This is a genomic window from Acinetobacter sp. ESBL14 (assembly GCF_036668815.1).
Taxonomy (GTDB): domain Bacteria; phylum Pseudomonadota; class Gammaproteobacteria; order Pseudomonadales; family Moraxellaceae; genus Acinetobacter; species Acinetobacter gyllenbergii.
On record NZ_JAZEVS010000004.1, the window covers coordinates 167,922 to 189,623 of the forward strand.

General features: G+C 42.0%; 18 protein-coding genes and 6 tRNA genes. 6 read left to right on the plus strand and 18 right to left on the minus strand.

Features of this window, described 5'->3' with window-relative positions; genetic code table 11:
* Positions 1-2: 2 nt before the first annotated feature.
* Genes V6E90_RS14050 through V6E90_RS14060 form a run of 3 tightly spaced genes read right to left on the minus strand, consistent with a single transcriptional unit; the run spans position 3 to position 2,364 of the window.
* Positions 3-1,106 carry a type VI immunity family protein gene (locus V6E90_RS14050; protein ID WP_332605687.1) on the minus strand — a complete coding sequence of 368 codons (1,104 nt, stop codon included), beginning with the start codon at positions 1,104-1,106 and terminating at the stop codon, positions 3-5.
* Positions 1,107-1,121: 15 nt separating this feature from the next.
* A complete protein-coding gene (locus V6E90_RS14055; RefSeq protein WP_016541448.1) occupies positions 1,122-1,832 on the minus strand; it encodes a VRR-NUC domain-containing protein in 711 nt (236 codons plus the stop codon).
* Positions 1,825-2,364 carry a PAAR domain-containing protein gene (locus tag V6E90_RS14060; protein WP_016541449.1) on the minus strand — a complete coding sequence of 180 codons (540 nt, stop codon included), beginning with the start codon at positions 2,362-2,364 and terminating at the stop codon, positions 1,825-1,827. The genes V6E90_RS14055 and V6E90_RS14060 overlap by 8 nt, the downstream gene beginning before the upstream one ends.
* Positions 2,365-2,604: 240 nt before the next feature.
* Here V6E90_RS14060 and V6E90_RS14065 point away from each other — a divergent pair, with 240 nt between their 5' ends.
* Both V6E90_RS14065 and V6E90_RS14070 read left to right on the plus strand, forming a co-directional pair.
* A complete protein-coding gene (locus V6E90_RS14065) occupies positions 2,605-5,142 on the plus strand; it encodes a sulfite reductase flavoprotein subunit alpha (RefSeq protein WP_332605688.1) in 2,538 nt (845 codons plus the stop codon).
* Positions 5,143-5,265: 123 nt separating this feature from the next.
* The gene (locus V6E90_RS14070; RefSeq protein ID WP_332605689.1) at positions 5,266-6,051 is read left to right on the plus strand and encodes a YdcF family protein; all 786 of its coding nucleotides are present in this window, start codon (positions 5,266-5,268) and stop codon (positions 6,049-6,051) included.
* Between the two features lie 16 nt (positions 6,052-6,067).
* Here the strand turns inward: V6E90_RS14070 and V6E90_RS14075 are convergent, their stop codons facing one another.
* The 9 genes from V6E90_RS14075 to V6E90_RS14115 all read right to left on the minus strand — a co-directional run bounded on the left by V6E90_RS14075 (position 6,068) and on the right by V6E90_RS14115 (position 8,898).
* On the minus strand, positions 6,068-6,556 hold the full coding sequence (locus tag V6E90_RS14075) for a DUF2750 domain-containing protein (protein ID WP_065343788.1): 489 nt from the start codon (positions 6,554-6,556) through the stop codon (positions 6,068-6,070).
* Between the two features lie 86 nt (positions 6,557-6,642).
* Positions 6,643-6,718: transfer RNA gene (locus V6E90_RS14080), tRNA-Val, on the minus strand.
* 101 nt (positions 6,719-6,819) lie between these two features.
* Positions 6,820-6,896, minus strand: a tRNA-Asp gene (locus V6E90_RS14085).
* Between the two features lie 38 nt (positions 6,897-6,934).
* Positions 6,935-7,010 (minus strand) — tRNA-Val (locus V6E90_RS14090).
* 103 nt (positions 7,011-7,113) lie between these two features.
* A tRNA-Asp gene (locus V6E90_RS14095) sits at positions 7,114-7,190 on the minus strand.
* 43 nt (positions 7,191-7,233) lie between these two features.
* Positions 7,234-7,310 (minus strand) — tRNA-Asp (locus V6E90_RS14100).
* Positions 7,311-7,334: 24 nt separating this feature from the next.
* Positions 7,335-7,410 (minus strand) — tRNA-Val (locus V6E90_RS14105).
* A 163-nt stretch (positions 7,411-7,573) separates the two neighbouring features.
* A complete protein-coding gene (gene elsL, locus V6E90_RS14110; protein ID WP_332605690.1) occupies positions 7,574-8,083 on the minus strand; it encodes a cell wall-recycling L,D-carboxypeptidase ElsL in 510 nt (169 codons plus the stop codon).
* Positions 8,084-8,532: 449 nt separating this feature from the next.
* Positions 8,533-8,898, minus strand: coding sequence for a YbaN family protein (locus tag V6E90_RS14115; RefSeq protein ID WP_004802942.1), 366 nt, complete (start codon positions 8,896-8,898; stop codon positions 8,533-8,535).
* Between the two features lie 100 nt (positions 8,899-8,998).
* On the opposite strand from V6E90_RS14115, the gene V6E90_RS14120 reads away from it, so the two are divergent.
* The 3 genes from V6E90_RS14120 to dapE all read left to right on the plus strand — a co-directional run bounded on the left by V6E90_RS14120 (position 8,999) and on the right by dapE (position 11,380).
* Positions 8,999-9,859 carry a DUF1853 family protein gene (locus tag V6E90_RS14120; RefSeq protein ID WP_065343790.1) on the plus strand — a complete coding sequence of 287 codons (861 nt, stop codon included), beginning with the start codon at positions 8,999-9,001 and terminating at the stop codon, positions 9,857-9,859.
* A 120-nt stretch (positions 9,860-9,979) separates the two neighbouring features.
* A complete protein-coding gene (locus V6E90_RS14125; protein WP_016541456.1) occupies positions 9,980-10,123 on the plus strand; it encodes an entericidin A/B family lipoprotein in 144 nt (47 codons plus the stop codon).
* Positions 10,124-10,246: 123 nt separating this feature from the next.
* Positions 10,247-11,380: a succinyl-diaminopimelate desuccinylase gene (dapE, locus tag V6E90_RS14130; RefSeq protein WP_065343791.1), complete on the plus strand. Its 1,134-nt coding sequence runs from the start codon at positions 10,247-10,249 to the stop codon at positions 11,378-11,380.
* A 49-nt stretch (positions 11,381-11,429) separates the two neighbouring features.
* On the opposite strand, the gene V6E90_RS14135 is transcribed toward dapE, so the two are convergent.
* The 6 genes from V6E90_RS14135 to pilG form a co-directional block, all read right to left on the minus strand.
* Positions 11,430-11,885, minus strand: coding sequence for a hypothetical protein (locus tag V6E90_RS14135; RefSeq protein ID WP_065343792.1), 456 nt, complete (start codon positions 11,883-11,885; stop codon positions 11,430-11,432).
* Between the two features lie 13 nt (positions 11,886-11,898).
* Entirely contained in the window at positions 11,899-16,950 is a 5,052-nt protein-coding gene (locus V6E90_RS14140) for a hybrid sensor histidine kinase/response regulator (RefSeq protein WP_332605694.1), read from the minus strand.
* Between the two features lie 153 nt (positions 16,951-17,103).
* On the minus strand, positions 17,104-19,188 hold the full coding sequence (locus V6E90_RS14145) for a methyl-accepting chemotaxis protein (protein ID WP_016541460.1): 2,085 nt from the start codon (positions 19,186-19,188) through the stop codon (positions 17,104-17,106).
* Between the two features lie 46 nt (positions 19,189-19,234).
* On the minus strand, positions 19,235-19,771 hold the full coding sequence (locus V6E90_RS14150) for a chemotaxis protein CheW (protein WP_016541461.1): 537 nt from the start codon (positions 19,769-19,771) through the stop codon (positions 19,235-19,237).
* A 48-nt stretch (positions 19,772-19,819) separates the two neighbouring features.
* Positions 19,820-20,182: a response regulator gene (locus V6E90_RS14155; protein WP_004652355.1), complete on the minus strand. Its 363-nt coding sequence runs from the start codon at positions 20,180-20,182 to the stop codon at positions 19,820-19,822.
* 20 nt (positions 20,183-20,202) lie between these two features.
* A complete protein-coding gene (gene pilG, locus V6E90_RS14160; RefSeq protein ID WP_004652356.1) occupies positions 20,203-20,586 on the minus strand; it encodes a twitching motility response regulator PilG in 384 nt (127 codons plus the stop codon).
* A gap of 279 nt (positions 20,587-20,865) precedes the next feature.
* Here pilG and V6E90_RS14165 point away from each other — a divergent pair, with 279 nt between their 5' ends.
* Entirely contained in the window at positions 20,866-21,519 is a 654-nt protein-coding gene (locus V6E90_RS14165; protein WP_016541462.1) for a hypothetical protein, read from the plus strand.
* The last annotated feature ends 183 nt before the right edge of the window (positions 21,520-21,702 follow it).

The window sequence follows — 21,702 nt, forward strand, 5'->3', positions numbered from 1 at the left end:
ACCTATCCCCAATCCACACGCCGATCTAAAAATGCATATTTAGAGCTTAGTTTAGGTTCTGCCTGTAATTTTTCAAAATAATCCAGTACGTCACTCTCTGGAATATCAAAACGTTTTAACCAATTGTCCGCAAGATAGCCTTTGACCAACGGAATCTCATCAGTGGAGTAGTTACCGCGATGGAAACTGCCAATCTTTTCAACCCGTAACGGTTTTAAAACACGATTCATTAATACATAAGGCGCTGGTAATGGATCTGTTTCAATTGAACCCGACAGCGGTAATCTTCCTGCTTGAATCACTACGCCTGCGCCATAGTCATAACCGATAAACCAACTCATCGGTAATTCAATATTTAGTGCTTTTTCTTCACGAATTTGATTAAACCATTCCGTGTTAATCGCAGTTAACCAATTTACAGTTTTAATGCCATGAATTAAATTATCTGATTCTAGATAAGGGTTACCAATATCCATTGCCCACATTTTTCTTGAAAAGAAAGCTTCTGTTGGTTCATTTTTATCACTGCGAATTTCTGAGATTAAACAGGCATAACCAGCATAACCATGATGTGCTTTTAAACGGCGAGCACAATTCAAAAACAGTTCAATAAATGCCTTACTGTGCTCTTCTACCCATTCAATCGGCATGGCAAAGGTTAGAGTGCTTTGTTGTGTTCCCTTTGCAAATTGCCAACGGCTAATTCCACCAATATTAAACTCCCAAGCCCCTGTCTCAAATTTTTCTTTACCACTGGTATATAAAAAGCTAATCGGTGTCATTGGGCTATAGAGTTTAAAAATTTCACGGATTGGTTTTAACTTGCTGTAGGCAATACAATCTGCCCCAGCACCTTTAGGTGGCGAACCTTGCCACAACCAAGTGAGATGCTCGTTGGCATAAGTCTGATAATCATCAAAACACTGTGCAATCGCTTCACGCATCTCATCGCTATAGCCTTCTTTAAAATACAGTACCGCACGAATCGCTAGATTAGCCCCTACATAATCTTCAGGGGCAGGTGCAACAAATAAGCCATGCCCCAAAGCTCCTTTTGACTGTGTTTTTGCCCAAGCCTCATATTCCTCTTGCGTTTTTAAATACATACTTTTTCCTTTGTTCTACCAAACAGGTACAGGAAATCTCGGCGCTGGAGTTTTCCCACGAGAGATAACATATAATAATGCGCCTGCAATTCCAGCAGCCCAAGCCGCAGCCGTAGATAGCTCAGTTACAGTACTCTCTTCCAGATTGCCGCAATCGCACTCTTCTGGCGTTAAAACTTTAACTTTATTTGCATCCCCAGCAATCTCTGTATAGCTTTTTTCTTGATCTCGGCCATACACATCATTACCAAATTTAATTTCCACCACATTCTTAATATTCTCCTGTGTCGGTGGCTTGCTTGGATCTTTGACAATGATCACATCGGGTCGTTTAGTTAAATTCTGTCCTTTTTCATAAGGATACCCTTTTTCTTTCTCCCAATATTTACGAATCCAAGCAGGCACATATTCATGAACTTTTGTCAGCAGACGCTTACTCATGATTGGCTCAGGTGGAGAGGTTGTCATATCGTAGGTCACCTCGGGTTTATAAGGACTTTGATGCCTCATAAATTTATCCAATTCACGCAAGCGTTCCGAGACACAGGACTGATGCAGATTTTGCCCAGTCTTCCCTTTATTTGGTCTCAGACCACAATAACAAATCGCCTTACATAACACTTCTTTATCTTGTGGCGTTAAAGCCCCTTGATCAAGCGCAATGACTTTGATGGGTTCTAACTGCGTCGTGGTGAGTGTTCCAAGTGGTTTTCCGCCCTTAGCCATAATTTAACTCACCGACTAAATCCAGATAGATTTTTGCCTCAGACGGTGTATAAATCCAGTCAGTAAACCCATTTTCATCACTTGCATAAATCGTGCTTGTGCCATCCTCTGTCGTAACTCTGACACGCCGATGCGCAATTGGCTCACCTGTCTTTTGATCGACGATTTGAAATCGGCCACTATAGTTTTGGTGCTCAGGCGCAGCGACCGTCTCTGCATCTTCATCGTTCGGATTTCCTATCAGGTAAGAAGAAAATGGAGAACTTGGGTCAACTATCACCAAATATTGGCTGGGCAACAAGCTTGCACCACATGCTGTTTTCATATTGGCTAGAGCAACAGCCCGCCCATCGGGCAATATAAAACTATTTTCACCTTGGGTAATCGGGAAAACACCTTTACATTTAGGGCAAGCGACCATATAGCCTTTGCCCGCCATGCCGATACCATTAATTGAAATACTTGGGTGTCCTTGTATAACCACACCACCATGATCAGTTTTGCAACCTTGCACAATTATAGCCAGAGCCATATAGATATCCTTATCATTGTTTTTAATTTAACTAAATTATAAACAATAAAAGCCACCTGTATACAGACCAGTCCGTTTTATTAGTAAAATTAAGTAAACCTCTACAGCTTTAAAGAAAATTCAGATTGCACTGAAAGAAATGAGAATCAAAATCAACATTACCTACAAAATCCATATTATGTACTTATTCTTAGGTTATAATTTCTTACATGAACTTCATTATCTTTCCATTTTTTGACCATGTTTAAAAAAGCATTCTTCCAAATTCATTGGTTTTTAGGGATTACCGCGGGGCTTATTCTCTCTTTGATGGGGGTAACAGGTGCAATCTACTCATACGAACCACAGATTCTAAAATGGATCAACCAAGACAGCTATGTTGTTGAGGTTGCTCAAACCCCAAAACTCACGCCTGCTCAGCTGTATCAACATTTCAATCAGCAGCAACCCGAGATTGAAATTAACAGCATTACCATTGCTTCTGACCCAACTGCATCTTCGACCGTCAATATCAAAAAAGAAGGTGCACGTCGTGGCTATAATATGATGGTGAATCCTTATACCGCTGAGGTCCTACCTGATATTAAAGGTCGTGACACGCTGCAATTTATTCAGCGGTTGCACCGTAATTTAACCGCGGGAGAATTTGGGGCACAGATTACTGGCGCATCTACGCTGATGTTGATTTTCTTTGTATTGAGTGGCATCTATCTGCGCTTTCCAAAGAAACATAGCATCAAACAATGGTTATTTATTAAGCCAAAACTGAAAGGTCGTAATTTTATTTGGGATCTACATGCAGTGGTTGGAACCTGGGTGGTGGTGTTCTATCTACTGTTTGCTTGCACTGGCTTATATTGGTCTTATGACTGGTGGCGTGCTGGCATGTTCAAAGTCATGGGCGTTGAACAACCACAACGTAATCAACAAAACAATGAACGTGGCAAAAATAAACAGCCTGAGCTGGAAAAAGCACAGCTTAACAGCATCCTGACGCAGACATGGACTGGGGTAAATGCGCAGATTGGGCGTGAATACTCAAGCTTAACCTTGAATATTCCAAAAAATGCGGATGCAAAAATTGAACTCTCGTTTGTCGATGCCATTCCTCAACATGAACGTGCGCGTAACCAAGCAGTCTATAATTATCAAGACAATAAATTCGAAAAATTTGAATTGTATGAAGACAAGAAGCTCAACGAAAAAATCATGAGCAGCATGTTGCCTGTGCATCGCGGCAGCTTTTTTGGTTCGACCTATCAATTTATTGCCATGCTGGCTTCATTGGCAATGCCACTATTCTTTGTAACGGGCTGGATGCTGTATCTAAAACGTCGCAAACAGAAAAAGCTGACTCAAGCTGCACGTCAGTCACTTAGCGCACAGCAGATTGATCCAAATGCTAAGCCTTGGCTGATCACTTATGCGACGCAAACAGGTGTGGCTGAACAACTGGCATGGCGTACTGCGACCAGCTTGCAGGAAGCGCAACAGCCAACGACGGTTAAACCGATCCAGCAATTGACTGAGCAAGACCTATTGCAGGCGGAGCAAGTTTTATTTGTGATCAGTACCTATGGCACAGGTGAGGCACCCGATCTCGCTGCAAGTTTTAGCAAGAAACTGATGCAACAAAAGCTTGATCTTAGCCAAATGCACTATGCTGTACTCGCGCTCGGTTCAAAAGAATACTCTGATAGTTATTGCAGCTTCGGCTATGCAGTCGATGCATGGTTAAAACAATGCAAAGCACAACCATTGTTCGATTTGATCGAAGTGGATAATGCCAATGCCAACGATATTCAGCGTTGGAATCAAGGTCTATCTGCGGTGACTCAGCATGAGCTACATGCCATGAATATTGAGAAAGTATTTGATCAATGGACCTTAAGCGAACGCTCCCTGCTCAATCCAGATAGCCTCGGGCAAGCAGCCTACAATATCGAACTGCGTTCGGCTTCTGATATGACATGGCATGCGGGAGATATTGCAGAAATTCAACCAGCCAATAGCCTAGCTGAAATTCAAAACTTCTTGATCAAGTACCAAACCCCAGCCCACAGTATCGTTAAATCATTGAACCAAAATATTGAACAAGCACTTTGGGATAAAAATTTGCGGGTTGAAATCAAGCCTTTCAGTTCGCTTGAAGATTTACTGGAACAGTTGCCGACTTTACCTACGCGTGAATATTCGATTGCCAGCATTCCATCGCAACAAATACTGCGACTAGTGGTTCGTCAAAAACGCGATGAAAATGATCAACTCGGCCTTGGTTCTGGTTGGTTAACCGAATTTGCAGAGCTTAAGCAAACGGTTGCTTTACGTATTCGGACCAATGAATCCTTCCATTTAATTGACGATAACCGCCCGATTATTTGTATTGGTAATGGTACAGGTATTGCTGGTTTGATGAGCCTGTTACAACAGCGTAATCGACAAAATTACACGGCAAACTGGCTGATCTTTGGTGAGCGCCAACGCGAACATGATTTCTTCTACCAAGAAACCATTCAAGCTTGGTTAAACATGGGGACACTACAACGTCTTGATTTGGCTTTTTCTCGCGATCAAGAGCAGCGCGTCTACGTTCAGGATGTATTACGCAACAATGCTGATGAACTGATCAAGTGGATTGAGCAAGGGGCTGTGATTTATGTCTGTGGTAGCATTGAAGGCATGGCCTCAGGTGTTGATCAAGCTTTGACAGATATTCTCAGTGAAGAAAAACTAGATGCATTAAGACAGGCTGGGCGTTATCGTCGAGACGTTTATTAATCTTTTTCCGATCTAAAAAACGAGTGCCAGCCACTCGTTTTTTTTCATCAGCGCATAAGAGAATTTGCCTTTCTCAGAATTTTGCATACACTTAGCACGGTTCAAATCGACACAATTAAGATTATGCAAATAAGTTCATGGGTTCGTATTGTTTTCGCCCTTATCGGTTCAATTCTTTTTTTAGATGGCGCAATTCTGATCGCCTTTAAAAAGATTCACATCGGAACAGTACTCCCTCTCCTCCTTGGGCTATTTTTCTGTCTTTATGCTTATTTCTATTATCATATTGAACGTTTCTTCTTCTATCATTTCCGCCTGCATTCGATTTGGCGCTTTGGTTGGCTATGTTTCTGGATCTGGTTAGTGAGCTTAGGCTATTTCTTTGATTATCTTTCAGACAATAATGCCAAAACCCAACATGTTCCCCCCGTCAAAGCGATTATTGTATTAGGTAGCGGCGTTGAAAATGGCCAACCTTCTGCCACATTGGCTAAACGCCTAGATCGCGCTGCCCCGATTGCTTTGGCTCAACCACAAGCCAAATTGGTCATGACAGGAGGGATTGATTTTGGTGAGCGTGATAGTGAAGCAATGGTGATGTCACGTTATGTACAGCAGCACTATCAAATCCCAACCTCACAAATCATCTTGGAAGATAAAAGCACCAGTACCGAGCTAAATCTTAAAAATAGCCAACAACTCTTGCAGACACAACAAATTAGCATCCAGCAACCGATTGCAATTGTGACCAGTGATTTTCATACCTTGCGTGCTGCCGCGATTGCTAAGAAACAGGGCTACAGCAATATCACCCTACTTGGCGCAACCACACCTCTTGCGACACGCTACAATGCATGGCTAAGAGAATATTTTGCCTATGCCAGTGGTTGGATCTTAAATGAATATTGATTGAGGGTCTCCTCCTTCAATACGAGGATGAAGCTGAGTTATGCAAACGAATATCGCGTGGTAGCGGAAGTTTTAACTCAGCAAACACATCAGGACGCTGTAAATAGATTTGATATAAAAAATTCTTGATATCCAATAATAAAGCATCTGGAGAAACCAACAGGTTATTGCCTTCTGGAGTTAAATCCAAAGATAAGATGGTATTGTTTTCTTTTAAAAATGGAATCATTTTTTCAATAAAGGCCAGCAAAGTTATTTCCTGAATTTCGTATTGCGCCCAATTGTCTTTAATTAATAGTTTTGCCAAACTTTTATTTTGCCAAACCGATAACGCATGCTGTCCAGAGGGTGTTGAGCATAATGCCCAGCCGTCGTGATAAAGTGCGATCACCTGACGTTGCATAATAATATTTTGGATAAACTGACGATATGCATCTTTGAGTGAAGAATTGGCAGGTGTATTTTGAGATTTCGACGCAGCCTTGCGTTGATAAGGGTTTCTCATAAAGTACTTCATATTAGAATCATTATTGATGCTAATCATAAAATAACTTTATTGGGATTACAATGTATGAGATATAGTGAGAAATATGGTGGGCGCTGACGGGATCGAACCGCCGACATTCTGCTTGTAAGGCAGACGCTCTACCAACTGAGCTAAGCGCCCTGAGGAATAAAAATTGATTGACTATCAATTTTTATGACGCAAGACAAACGGAGTGCGTAGTGTCTTACATTTTCATTTTCTTGAACAGGGAATCAAGAAAATGGCGCAGCGGACGGGGCTCGAACCCGCGACCCTCGGCGTGACAGGCCGATATTCTAACCAACTGAACTACCGCTGCACTGTATACTTCTATAGAGAAGTAGATGTCACTAATTATGGTGGGCGCTGACGGGATCGAACCGCCGACATTCTGCTTGTAAGGCAGACGCTCTACCAACTGAGCTAAGCGCCCTGAGCGAGGTAACAAATCTAAAGCATCGCTTTAAAAATTTGTTTGAATATAAAAGACATAAATTCTAATGTACTCAACTCTATCTAATCTTGCAATCTTAAAGTGGCGCAGCGGACGGGGCTCGAACCCGCGACCCTCGGCGTGACAGGCCGATATTCTAACCAACTGAACTACCGCTGCACGATAATTTTGCAATCATAGCAAACGACGATTAAAACTTAAGTGGCGCAGCGGACGGGGCTCGAACCCGCGACCCCCGGCGTGACAGGCCGGTATTCTAACCAACTGAACTACCGCTGCACTTGAGTCTTAACGTAAAGAGCTTGGTGGGCGCTGACGGGATCGAACCGCCGACATTCTGCTTGTAAGGCAGACGCTCTACCAACTGAGCTAAGCGCCCTTAACGTCTTCATCGTTTGTGAGGTGCATTATAGAGAATCTTTACAGCCTGTCAAACGCTTTTGCCATTCTTTTCCGAAAAAACAGCACGAATGATTAAAAAATAAGTCATTCCATGCAAAAACCGATATTTTCGTATTTTATTTAAGCACTTATTGCGATTTTCATGCATCATTTTTAATGGCATGTTCCGATATATATACCAAGGCGTGTTCAGAAACCAGTTCAAATAGTTCTAGGATTTCATCATTATTCATTCGAATACAACCATGCGACATCGGAATGCCCATCGGTTCGGTGTCAGGTGTACCATGAATATAGATATAACGCTTAAAGGTATCCTGCCCTTCCCCATGGTTAAAGCCTTCTTCTAAACCATCCAACCATAAGATTCGTGACAAGATCCAATCGCGTTGCGGAAATTGCTGGGCTAGTTGTTGGTCATACACCTCACCAGTCGGTTGGCGAGCAATAAATACCGCATTTTTAGGCGCATCCCCACCGATCTTTTGTGCGATCTGATGCCAGCCTCGTGGCGTTTTACCACTATTCTCTTGTTCACCAATACCGTTTTTACCCGAAGAGATCACATAGAATTTATTATGTTTTGGCAAATGTAAGGTTTGTTGTGCCAAGTCAATGATGATGTCTGCCTGATCTAGGGTATAGCTCATTTTTATCTCGAAAACTGATAGAACAATTTTATTTCAACATAGACTGTCAGCTTTTTCTTGTGCTTTTCAGTAGTTTTCATAATTGGCATGTTTTAAATATAAGTCGAAAAGCATAATTATTTTATTACTTTTGAATAGCCAGCTTTATTTCATCTCTTGCATTTAGGCATAGTCTTCTTGTTGCGGAGCTTTAATCACTCCTCAGGACAAAGCCTTAAGCGTTGCTTTAAGTTTGTTTATCCTCGCCACTCGCAGCATATGAGCCATATTTGGCGCAAGGTCTTGCGTATGAGGAATTATTCCGCAAGAGCGTTGCTTTTCTTAACTCGCCACTCGAACATAGTTCTCGTCTTGCGCATGAGAAATACATTTCGCAAGAGCGTTGCTTTGCTTAAACTCGCCACTCGAACATAGTTCTCGTCTTGCGCAGCTAAAAAGCGTTGCTTTTCTTAACGCTGCTCAGGCTCGGGGCGTAACCACAACCACACAGCCACGATAAACATCGTGACATCGGTAAAAACTTTTACCCAAAATGGCGCATTGGTAAATAGCATCAAAATACCACTGATCAGCATCATGATACTGGCAATCCATTTTGCCTTACGGGGAACAGTGCCATGCTCACGCCAATTGCGTAAGGTCGGTCCATATTTAGGATGATTCAACAGCCATGCATCCATTTCAGGCCAGCCTTTGGAAGCTGCCCATGCCGCAAGAATCAGAAATACGGTGGTTGGCATCCCCGGTAAAATTGCTCCAATGATTCCTAACGTAATAAAAATCACGACCAAACTACGCCAGAATAATGTTTTCATTGAGCAATTAACCAACACCGATTTACAACCGTGCTAGTATAAAGTGTTTTTATCGTTCTTTCTTCAACTTCACTTATTATTTCAATGATTGAGTTAATTCATGCCTAACCTGATTACCACTTCCAGTTATTTTGAACCGTGGTTACAGTTTAACAACCCAATCGTACGACATTTAGCATTTTGTATTGCCAGCCCTAATATATTGGCTGAAATTCCTAATGAGCTTCATGTAAAACATCATTTTGAGCTTCATCACGATTCGATTTGGCACACTCATTATCAAAACTATGAACCGCGTTTAAAGCAGCTCGATCAACAGCCCCAGCCACTGATTGATTTTCTGGCACAACTCAAAAGTACCCGACTTGGTCTACGTTTTGAAAATTTGCTCTGGTTTTGGTTATTGGATGATGATTATCATCCCTATCAGTTGCTAGGACACAGTATTCAAAAAATTGCGGGTGCAATCACTTTGGGTGAACTCGACTTCGTGATATTTAATCAGCAGACCGCAGAAGTTGAACATTGGGAAGTCGCCTTAAAATATTATCTAGGCGAAGGACAATTAGATTTAGCGCAATGGTATGGCCTAAACAGAGAAGATACTTTACAGCGAAAGTTAAAACATTTTACTGAACGGCAATTTCAGTTTTCAGAAGCCAATCACCATCAAATTCAAAGAAAGTTTGCAGTGATGAAAGGCCAACTCTATCTACCCCAAGAGCAAAATAACTTAAATTTACCATCTTGGATCAATGCATCACGACGTTTAGGGCATTGGGGTACGCACATCCCACAAACGCCTTATTACCGCCTACAACGACATGAATGGCTCTGCCCTGATCTAAAGCCCTCATCACAAACCGCAGTCTGGTGGAGCAATGGTCTGTATCATCAAGCAACAGCTGAACCAAACTTTTATATGTTTCGTCAGCCCTCGTTATTATTTAGTGTAGCTTAACAAAGTAACTGCCCAATAAGATAACATTTCATAACACTTCTACCATCAAACACTTATGTTCATTTTCTGGTAAATTTTTTAGCCTCTTAAGTACATCATAATTACATTCAAACGGAGAAGATGATGAAAAAAATCTTAGTTGCTTCAATCATGACTGCTTTTGTTTTAACTGGTTGTAATACATTCAAGGGTATTGGTAAAGATGTGTCTAAGGCAGGTGACAAAGTCACTCAAACTGCTGAAAAAACACAAGATAAAATGTAATCCTTGAAAGCAGCTTAGTAAAACCTTATCTAAACCTAGATAAGGTTTATTTTTACATACCTTTCTTTAGCATATTCCCCTATTATATCGGTTCATATTTCACCAGATTTAGCTACATCCCGCATGAACCATTCCGATACGCTCGAACTCAGTTTACAACTCCTACGTCAACCCTCTGTAACGCCTATTGACCATGATTGTCAAAATATCATGGCTGAACGTTTGGCAAAGATTGGCTTTAATATCGAAAACATGCGTTTTGAAGATGTTGATAATTTATGGGCACGTCGTGGCACAGAAAATCCTGTATTTTGTTTTGCAGGCCATACCGATGTAGTCCCTACAGGTCACTTAGACGACTGGAATTCGGATCCATTTTTACCAAGTATCCGTGATGGTAAATTATATGGTCGTGGTTCTGCCGATATGAAAACAGCTTTGGCTGCGATGGTGGTTGCCTCTGAACGTTTTGTTGCTAAACATCCAGACCATAAAGGCTCAATCGCCTTCTTGATTACTTCTGACGAGGAAGGCCCATCCATCAACGGTACCGTAAAAGTTGTTGAAACATTAGAAGCACGTAATGAAAAAATGACATGGTGCTTGGTCGGTGAACCATCTAGTACCCATCAATTGGGGGATATCGTCAAGAATGGCCGTCGTGGTTCTTTGAATGCAGTCTTAACTGTATATGGTAAACAAGGCCATGTGGCATATCCACATCTGGCAGAAAACCCGATTCATACGGCCTCTAAAGCACTGAATGAGCTCTGCGAAACCGTTTGGGACAATGGTAATGAATATTTCCCTGCAACCTCATTCCAGATTTCAAATATCCAAGCAGGTACTGGCGCAACCAACGTCATTCCAGGCACATTAAAAGTGACCTTTAATTTCCGTTATTCGACTGAAGTCACTGCCGATATCTTGAAACAACGCGTACTTGAGACTTTAGATCAACATAAACTCAATTACGACATCCAATGGACTTTATCTGGTTTGCCATTCCTGACGCCTGTCGGTGAGTTAGTCAATGCTGCAAAAACCGCGATTAAGAATGTCACGGGCATCGATACCGTGCTTTCAACCAGTGGAGGTACTTCGGATGGTCGCTTCATTGCACCAACAGGCGCTCAAGTGCTTGAACTCGGTGTGTTGAATGCCACCATTCATCAGATTAATGAACACGTCAATGTTGCCGAGCTTGAACCATTGGCTGAAATTTATGAGCAAATCTTAATCGAGCTGCTTGCTTAAAATAAAAAGACAGCTACAAAAAAAGGAACTCAAATGAGTTCCTTTTTTATTATAGCCCAAGCTGGGTCTGTATATTTTGCAGATGGGGAACATAGAATTCATGCTCTCCCATCTTCACATATTTAAACACCTTATCATCATCGGTTTCACGCTCTTCATCCACAATTTCAGAAATACGCACACGAATCGACTCAGGCATTTCATTGCAGACCAGTGCAAATCGTTCAGAAACGTCATCGCCTTCAATCACCAATGCAACACCGTGTTTCTGCTTTGGATCATTCACAGCGTAGACAGGAAGTTTTAGATCATGCCATTCAATATGATCAACATTGGTTTGGGTATCCATTGCTGATAACACAATATTTTGGGGTAACAGCATCGGTACTTTTTGATGGCACTGAATAATATATGCATCAATAAATCCCGTTGAGACCGTAATTAAATGTTGTAACTCTTGCTGGTCAATCTGGCCCAGTGTGGAGTTTGCGCTTTTCTTAGCCATTAATTTTCACCTCTTAGCGCACCGCAAGTAAGCTTTCAATATTTTCCAAGAGCGCCTCTTCTTGGAATGGTTTACCCATATACTGGTTTACACCCAACGATAATGCACGTTCACGATGCTTCTCACCGGTACGTGATGTAATCATGATAATTGGCAAGTCACGATGAATTTCATGATGTCGTACTAGGTTAGACACTTCAAAACCATCCATACGTGGCATCTCGATATCCAGCAACATTAAGTCTGGCTTCACAGTTTCAAGCTGTTCAATTGCATCCACACCATCTTTAGCGGTCACAACATCATAGCCTTGACGTTCTAATAGACGTGAGGTCACCTTACGTACTGTCACTGAGTCATCGACAATCATAATCAAGCGACGTTCATCATAACGTTGCTTGGTATAAATCTCATCGGCCTGCTTACTGCGTGCTGTTGACTGCGCTTGTCGAGCAATGTTTTGACCATCCAAGATCAAACACACTTGACCATCACCAAGAATCGTTGCACCTGCGATCACACCAATACTTGAGAACTGTTGCCCCACGGGTTTGACCACAATCTGTCCACGCGAACCAATCAACTGATCAACCAATAATGCCGTGGTCTGACCTTGAGCCCCTTTAATCAATAGCACAGGTAGGGAATGTACCACGCCGCTTAAACGTGGAATTGGCTGCCCAGCCACGAACTCAGACAAGTAGCGTAAACGATAACGTTCTTGATCAATACTGAAGTAATCTTCTTGGCTTTCAAAGTACTGTTCTAAAGCCACAGGTGAGATACGTACAATACGGTCGATCTGCGCCAATGGGAAGGCGAACTGTTGATCGCCAGCTTTTACCATCAAGGCATCACTCACTGCCACCGTGGTCGGTACGCGAATGGTAAAGGTTGTGCCCTTACCTAAGCTTGAATCGACACTGACGTGACCACCTAAGGCTTTAATATCACTTTGTACTACGTCGAGACCTACACCACGTCCAGAAATTTGAGTGACTTGAGCCGCGGTACTAAAGCCTGGATGGAAGATAAATTGCAGAATTTCTTCCTGATCAAGTTTCTGATCTTTGGTCATCAGACCTGTTTGTAACGCTTTATCCTTGATGCGCTTAACATCAATGCCTTTACCATCATCACTAAAGGTCACCACAACATCTGTGCCTTGACGGCCAATGTTCAGCACAATATGACCCGTCTCTGGCTTTTGCGCTTGTAAACGCTGTTCGCGGTCTTCAATGCCGTGGTCAATCGCATTACGTAACATATGTTCAAACGGCGCAACCAAACGTTCAAGAATGCTGCGGTCTAATTCACCTTCGGTATTATTCACCACCAGTTCTGTTGGGCGGTTTAAGGTCGATGCTGTTTGACGCACAATACGTTGTAAACGCGGCAATAGACGAGAGAATGGGACCAAGCGAGTACGCATCAAGCTTTCTTGAATTTCAGCTTGAATACGAGACTGTTGTAACAGCAAACCTTCGGTATCACGAATCTTTTCAGACAGCGTAGTTTTGAAGTCAACCAAATCCGATGCTGACTCAGCTAAAGACTTGGACAATTGGTTCAACGATGAATATTGGTCCATTTCCAGTGGGTCAAAGTCGGCATAACGCGAATTTTCACCGCCATGTCGTGCAATGATCTGACTTTCCAACTCACCTTCCATTCGGCGTAACTGATCCGCCAAACGCTTGATCGCCAGTTCCATTTCCGTCAAGGTACCGCCCAATTGACCTAAGTCCATCTCGATACGTGAACGGTTGATCGCATTCTCCCCTGACAAATCAATCATTTTCTCAATGACGTCAGCAGAAACACGGATCATTTCATTATTCTGTTCAATACGTTCAGCGGTTTCCCACTCACCCAACATTGACGGCGGCTCAGTACCATCCCCCTGAACAAACTCCATCGTATATTCAGGCGTAAAGATGTCCTTAGCAGAGAGTTTCTGTGGAAGTTGTGCCGAAACGTCGACAAACTCCATCTTCTCCAAACTTTGTTTTAAGCCGTCAAAATTGGCATATTGGCGCTTAAAGATCGCATCATGCAACCATGCGAATGCTGTATTGAGTAAATTGTCATACACATTCGAACTGAAGTGATGTACACCGAATTGCTCAAAAGCATTCTCTAAATGATAGGCAATAATCGCAATGGCATCCATTTCTGCCATGCGTGCACCACCTTTCAGACTGTGGGCATTACGCTGTAACTGTAATAGCAAACTACGGTTACCCCGTTGATCGAACCATTGCTTCAATAAACTTTGTGCTTGCTCAAGCAATTCTTCTGCTTCTTCAAGGAAAGTCTGTTCAACTAGATTACGAACATCATCATCTGTCGTATCAGCAACGGTTTCTACCAATTGTGCTGCGGAAATCTCCTCAAGCACTTCTGCCTCAACAGGTGAAGACTCAAGCTCAATCGTTTGTTCAGCAACTACGGCTTCAACGTTGTCCAACGCAGGCTGTTCCACCTGAATCGCTTCAACTGCGTCAAATTCTTGTGCTGTCTCAGGCACTGGCTCTACAGCAACAGACTCAATTGATTGATCTGCCTGTTGTAATAACTGCACCACATGCGTCGATGGATAATCTGTTTGCTGATCGCGAATGGTTTGAATACGATCTGCAATATCATCCTGTACCAAACGAATAATCGCGATGAGTTGTGGCGTCGCTTGAATCTGTTGGTTAATTAGCTTTTCATAAATGGTTTCTAATTCATGCGCGATCAAACCAATATGACGCGCTTGAATCATATTTGAACCACCTTTTAAGGTGTGCAAATAACGCATCAAATTCTTTAAGGCATTAACGTTTTGATGGTCCGCAGCCCATGTATTTAGATCGCTATCAATACCACCGAGTAACTCATCTGCTTCTTCTAAGAAGATATCCAGTAGGTCTGGATCAAAGTCGCGGTTGGCATCTGCTGACTGGAGCTGTTGCTTATCCAAGGCAAGCTGTGCCGCAAAAGCAGTGACATCAATCGCAGTAGACTCAGTTTGAACAGAAGTGGCTGTCGTCAATGTTTCGACTGGCTCGGCATCTGCTTCACTCACGATTGATTGATCTTGTTCCACTGTTGATACAGCTTCAATTCCAACCTGATCAGCAACGGGTGCTGTTTTAGATAAATCAGCAAGTACAATCAACGTGTGCGTCGCTGGATAATCTACCTGTTGATCACGAATGATCTGGATACGATCGGCGATATCATCTTGCACTGAACGAATCGTCGCAATCAATTGTGGCGTTGCCTGAATCTGTTGATTGATCAGCTTTTCATAAATTGTTTCTAATTCATGCGCAATCAAACCGATATGACGCGCTTGAATCATATTTGAACCACCTTTTAAGGTGTGCAAATAACGCATCAAATTCTTTAAGGCATTGAGGTTTTGATGATCCGCTGCCCATGTATTTAGATCGCTATCAATACCACCGAGTAACTCATCTGCTTCTTCCAAGAAGATATCCAATACATCTGGATCAAAATCACGATTGGCATCTGCTGATTGGAGTTGCTGTTTATCTAAAGCAAACTGTGTCGCCACATCTGAGGAAGCATGACTCACTGCGCTAACGGGCTCAATAACAGATGCATCTACAGGCACATCCATTGTTTCCACCGCAGCAGCCTGTTCCAAAGACTCAATATTTTGCTGGGTAAACGAACTTAATTCATTCAAAACACGTTCATGTGTTTTACTCAATGTGACACGCTGTCCCGCCGCCAAAGTATCAAACAGTTGAATAAACTGTTGATGAACCTGATGATACAGCTCAAAGGCATAATCAAGATTAAGTAAACTTGGCTTATAGATCAAATCCTGATAGCTGGAACGCAGCAAGCTGGTGTATTGATACATCCCGATCGTGGCATGGTGATGGGTATGCTGTAACAAGGTTTCTGCTTGCTGACTCAAGCACTGAATATATTGTGGGAACTCGTGACGGGCACGCTTCTCAAAATCAAACTCAACGTCTAATAGATCATTGATATTCAATTCAAGTAATTCAGAAACCAAGCCTTGCGGCCGCACAGATGTTCCGTTCTTTTCTTCAAGTTGGAAGTCATAGCTATCCCAAGCAACATTGAAGGTTTGATAAATTTCGTCAAACTGTTGCTGTGGCGCTTGTTGCTTCAAGGTATGCAAATAATCACGTACAAATTGCGCATAATGCGTCAGTAAAGCTGTTTCATCCGAGCTTGAGTCCAGCTCTTCTTGTAATAATGTTTTAAACAGATTTTCAACTTTAGCACTGGCCTCAAACACATGATCGACATGCGCCATCGCCGAGCTACCACGCAAGGTATGTAAGGCACGAATGAGCGTATTGTAGTGATCATTACTTGGGCGATCATTCTTTAAGAACTGATCAATCGTTGCAAGATGCTCTTCCGCTTCTTCCAAGAAGATGGCCAACGTTTCTTTAGCAAGTGCCTCATCTTCAAATGGTGCCGCCCATTCAAGTTCGGTAGCAGGCTCAAGCTGTTCTTGCTCAAGTAGCGTAGTCTCTACAACAAGTTCAAGACCTGTCGCCCCCTGCGCTTGATTCAGGTTGGTGGCTAGATTCAGAAGCTCCGCCAAAGCAGGTTCAGGACTTTGCTGCTGTTGTAATTGTTGTCCCAATAAAACCAATGGTCTGAAATCAATGAGATGACTTCGAACTGCTTTAAAATCATGTATAAGCTTAAAGCGATAAAGATTAAATACTGTTTGGACATAGCGTTGAATATCGCTATTGAGCACGATCGTTCCAGCGATCACACGATTTAAAGTATCTTCAACCGTCCATGCCAACTCACCTGATGACTTAGCACCCACCATTCTTCCAGAACCTTTTAAGGTATGAAAATGGCGGCGAATATCGCTCAGCACATTGTGTTGATGTGGTTGTTCTGTCCATTGAACGAGTAATGGTTCTAACTCAACAAAGATTTCATCTAATTCTTCAATAAAAATCTCAAGAATCTCTGCATCTTGTTCAAGATAACTGTCTTCAGGAAGCGTCATCGTTTCAACTAACGTTTTTAATATTTGTTTCATAGCTGCTTCTTTCGTTTTTATCCACCAATGTGGGTAAAAATTACGTCTATCTATCACACAAGATGTAGTTACATTTCGCCATCACCTTGTTGAGATATCCAACATCTCTAAAAATGGAAAGACAGACACCCCCATCTGCCTTTCCAATTCGGTTTAATCAGGTAACTTAAAGTCCGTTACCGATTCACGTAATGATTCAGCCATGTTTGCCAACTCAGATACTGAGCGTGCTGTATCAAACGTTGCAGTTGTGGTTTGTGAAGTAATTTCCTGTACAACATTCATCGTGGTTGCAATATGACTGGCAGATGCAGACTGCAGTTTTGCTGCATCAGAAATGCTCGCAATCAGTTTTGCCAAGTCACCCGATACGGTTTGAATCTCATCCAGTGCAATCCCCGCATCCTTCGCCAAGTTCGCACCACGAACAACCTCGGACGTGGTTTGTTCCATCGAAATGACCGCTTCGTTGGTATCGGTCTGAATGGTTTTTACCAAGCTTTCAATCTGCTTGGTTGCTGATGCAGAACGTTCCGCAAGACGTTGGACTTCATCGGCTACAACCGCGAAACCACGACCTGCTTCACCCGCCATCGATGCTTGGATCGCTGCGTTTAATGCCAAGATGTTGGTTTGGTCGGCAATATCGTTAATCAACGAGACGATGTTACCAATCTCTTGCGAAGATTCACCCAAACGTTTAATACGTTTTGAGGTCTCTTGGATCTGTTCACGAATGTGATCCATCCCTTCAATCGAACGGTTTACCACTTGCGCACCATTGGTTGCAATTTGTACCGAACGTTGTGCTACGTCAGCAGATTCAGATGCGTTGGCAGATACTTGGTCAATCGACAACGCCATTTCGTTCATCGCCGCTGATGCACCTGCAATTTCTTGTGCCTGATGTTCAGATGCTTCTGCTAACTGGTTGGTAATACTCTGAGTATCTTGGGTATAACGTGCAACCTCTTGCGAAGTGTCGGTAATACGAGAAACAAGGTCACGTAACTGATCAATCGCGAAGTTAATCGAGTCGGCAATCGCCCCCGTAAAGTCTTCAGATACTGTTGCATACGAACGCAAGTCACCGTCCGCCAAGTCGGCAATCTCATCCAGTAAACGTAAAATCGCGTTTTGGTTACGGTCATATTCGTCTTGTAGACGCGTTACACGTTCTTTATCGGTATTACTACGTAACATTAAGAGTTGTAATACAAAAAACACCAGAGCCGCTAAAGAGAGGATTAAGAAAATACCTGCAACAACGTTATCCCAACCACCTTCGGCTTTATTTGATAAATCATTGAGTGAAGTCAACAGCGCATCAGACTGCGAGAAAATCTGCGAGGATGCTTGACGTACACGAACAATCTGGTTGGCGTTTTGCAATACGGTTGCTGCTGCTGATTTCAATACAGCATCATAATCTGACTTAATGCTGTCTACAGATTCACGCAATGCTGCTGAACTAATGCGGTCTACACCGAGTTCTGAACTACCATTCAATTGTGCATTCAGATAAACACCAAAAGTATCAATATCCGCACCAAAGTCATTTGCAGAAACGCTTGAGTTGTCTGTGCCGACCAGTACCGAGTTGATCGAACGTAAAATACGTTCTGCAATGAACACTTGGTTTTTGGTGATAATTACCTGACTACTCGGCATATTTTCACGCACCATTTGGTCGACCATCAGGTTATATTCCGCCTGAATCTCAGGAATCGTTTCACTGATCGAGATGTTGGTGTCGTAAAGCTGGTTAATGACTTTTTGTTGCGATGCAATCAGATCAATATTCTTGGCAACAGTGTCCCAAAGACCACTGACTTTCTTGTACTCATCAGAACCTTTACCATAAACACTTTCAACAGTGTCTAGGTTTTCAGCAAACTGCTTCTCTGACTCGACCAATTTTTTCATGGCTTCTGGCGTACCAGATGCAGTTGCTTCAGTTGCTTGACGTGAAATGGTTTGCGATAACAAACGCAATTCACCCAAACTACGGGTCAACTGGTTTGAACGCGGAACGCTCACGAATAAGTAAATCAAGAGGATCGCTGCAAGGGCCAAAGCAATTAAAGCACGATAGATAATCGGTTTTGATTTCTCAGTTTCACCGAATAAGCGCGAAAACTGGTCAAGTTGCGTTCGAATATTGTCTAAGAACGCCCCACCCTTTTTCAGCCCTGCACTATCGCCATTGCCGTTCTTTTTTTTAAGTTTAAAGCCCATCTCAGCTTCTCCCCTGAATACGCGCTTATGTTCCGTAGCGTATAAATTAGTTTATAAATTTTATTGATGCATTCATGTACTGAGGGTTGTTTAATAACCGGCTCAATAAAAACACATGCCATTGTTGATTATGTTGATGGAAATGACCTTGGCAATAATCTTTCAATTTATTGTCCAGCTCATTATTTTGAGAGAAAAAACTCTTCTTATTAAAGTGTTGAATCCCCAAAACCTGATCGACGACCAACCCCACATAATGGTCTTGATGGCTAATACAAATCACTTTTTGCGTTGGAGAAAACTGACTTCGCTGCCCTGAAATAAAGTGTGTTAAATCAGAAACCGAAAGTAGTCGTCCACGAATATTGGCCAAACCTCGCACCCACGCCTGAGTGTTTGGTACTGGTGTGTATTTCGGAGGATAGATTACCTCCGAAATTTCCCCTAAAGGCGCAACAAAATATTGCCCTAACATCTCAAATGCGATACCAGACCAGCGGCTGACTTCATTTTGAGTTGAAGTGTATTGTTTATTGCCTCGCTTGGATAAACGAAGCAACTCGATAAATCCATTTGCTGCCATACCCTATCCCGTATTGAGTAATGAGAAGGCTCATCTTGAGCAAAAAAATTAACTTAATAATTGTTTAATGACATCAATAAGTTGCTGTTCATCAATAGGCTTAGTCAAATAATCACAAGCCCCTTGACGCTTACCCCATACACGGTCTGTGGCCTGATCTTTGGTACTCACAATCACAACTGGAATATGTTGAGTGTCCTTACCTTTACTAATTTGACGCGTTGCCTGAAAGCCATTCATCCCTGGCATTACCACATCCATCAGCACCAAGTCAGGCAATTCTGCCTGCGCCATGGTCACCCCATCAGCACCATTGGTTGCTTCAATAACGTCATAACCGTGCTTCGTTAAAATTTCTCTAAAGCGAAACGTTTCCGTAGGTGAATCATCTACAATAAGTATGCGAGCCATTTTTTCCTCAATCTTAAATTTTATGCGCTAACATGGTTGCGAATCGCGTTTAACAGCTCATCTTTACTGAATGGCTTGGTTAAATATTCATCCGACCCCACAACACGCCCTTTCGCCTGATCAAACAAACCGTCTTTGCTTGACAACATAATGACTGGAATATTTTGATAATTTAAAGAATTTTTAATTAATGCACAGGTTTGGTAACCGTCTAAACGAGGCATCATGATGTCGACAAAAACGATATCTGGATTAGCTTCTGCAATTTTTGATAATGCTTCAAAGCCATCAACCGCTGTAATTACTTCACAACCTTCACGTTGTAATAAAGTCTCAGCTGTACGACGAATCGTTTTTGAATCGTCAATCACCATGACCTTCAAATTTTGAAATTTATCTTCCATTTATTGTCCTGCCCCAATACTCAATACAAATTATGGTTGGTTTAATTTGTTTTATACAGATTAGTTGATATTTTTAACATATCTTTACTTGCATTATCAATGAAGTTTTTTGAACCAACCTATCAGTTTCGCTTAACAATCATAAACAGTTCACACTTTTGATTAAATTCCTAATTTTTTTGCTGAATAACTATTTTTAAATGTCTAAATTAGCACTAATATACAACTGATTATTATTTAAAAATAAGTGATTTAATTAACTTTTTTTCGGGGAATGTAATGACTGGTTCGTTAAAGTGCGGTTTCCGCATTGGTCACTTTACAACGATTACTCGTAGTTACATTTGTGGTTTTTTTCTATTGCTATTTGTCAGCCATTCTTGCCTTGCAGCTACTGAACAAGTTAAACCAGTTTGGTATCGTTATTATGACAAAAATGGCGTTGCCAATGTCAGTACCTCCGTCACCCCAGAACATATCAGACATGGCTATGAAGCACTTGATCGTAATATGCAGGTGATCAAACGCAATCGTGCTTATAATGCCGCTGCTGATGTTCAGCAATCGGCTCAACGTGAATCTCTCGCACGTCGTCGCGAACAAGATTTAAGACTCAAACGCGCCTATGGTAGTCCACAAATCGCAGCAGCAAAACGCGATCAAATCTTAGCAAATCTCAAAAAACAACTGAATTATCAGCAAGAACAATTACAGCAATTACAAAAGGACAAGATTGCTTTTAAACGCCAAGAGATGGAATATCATCGCAAAGGTGAAATGCTACCGACCCAACTTAAAAGCAATCTGCAAAATAATGCTCAAAATATCGAAAACGTCAAAAAAACGGTTGAAAGTCTACGTAATGCCTACCATAAGACTGAGGTTGAATATAGCGAGATTATCAATCGCCTAAATGCACTCGGCTCGACCTAAACCCTAAATATACAACCACGCACTGACCATCTCGACATTAATCTTTAAACAATTCCAATACTTAAGCGCATGCCTGTACTTTATACTGCGCCAAATTGAATGATTCATGTCATAATGCCCATTGCTCAAAACTGAGCTGATTATTTTGCTCATTGATAGCACTTTTTAAATAACACTTAACTT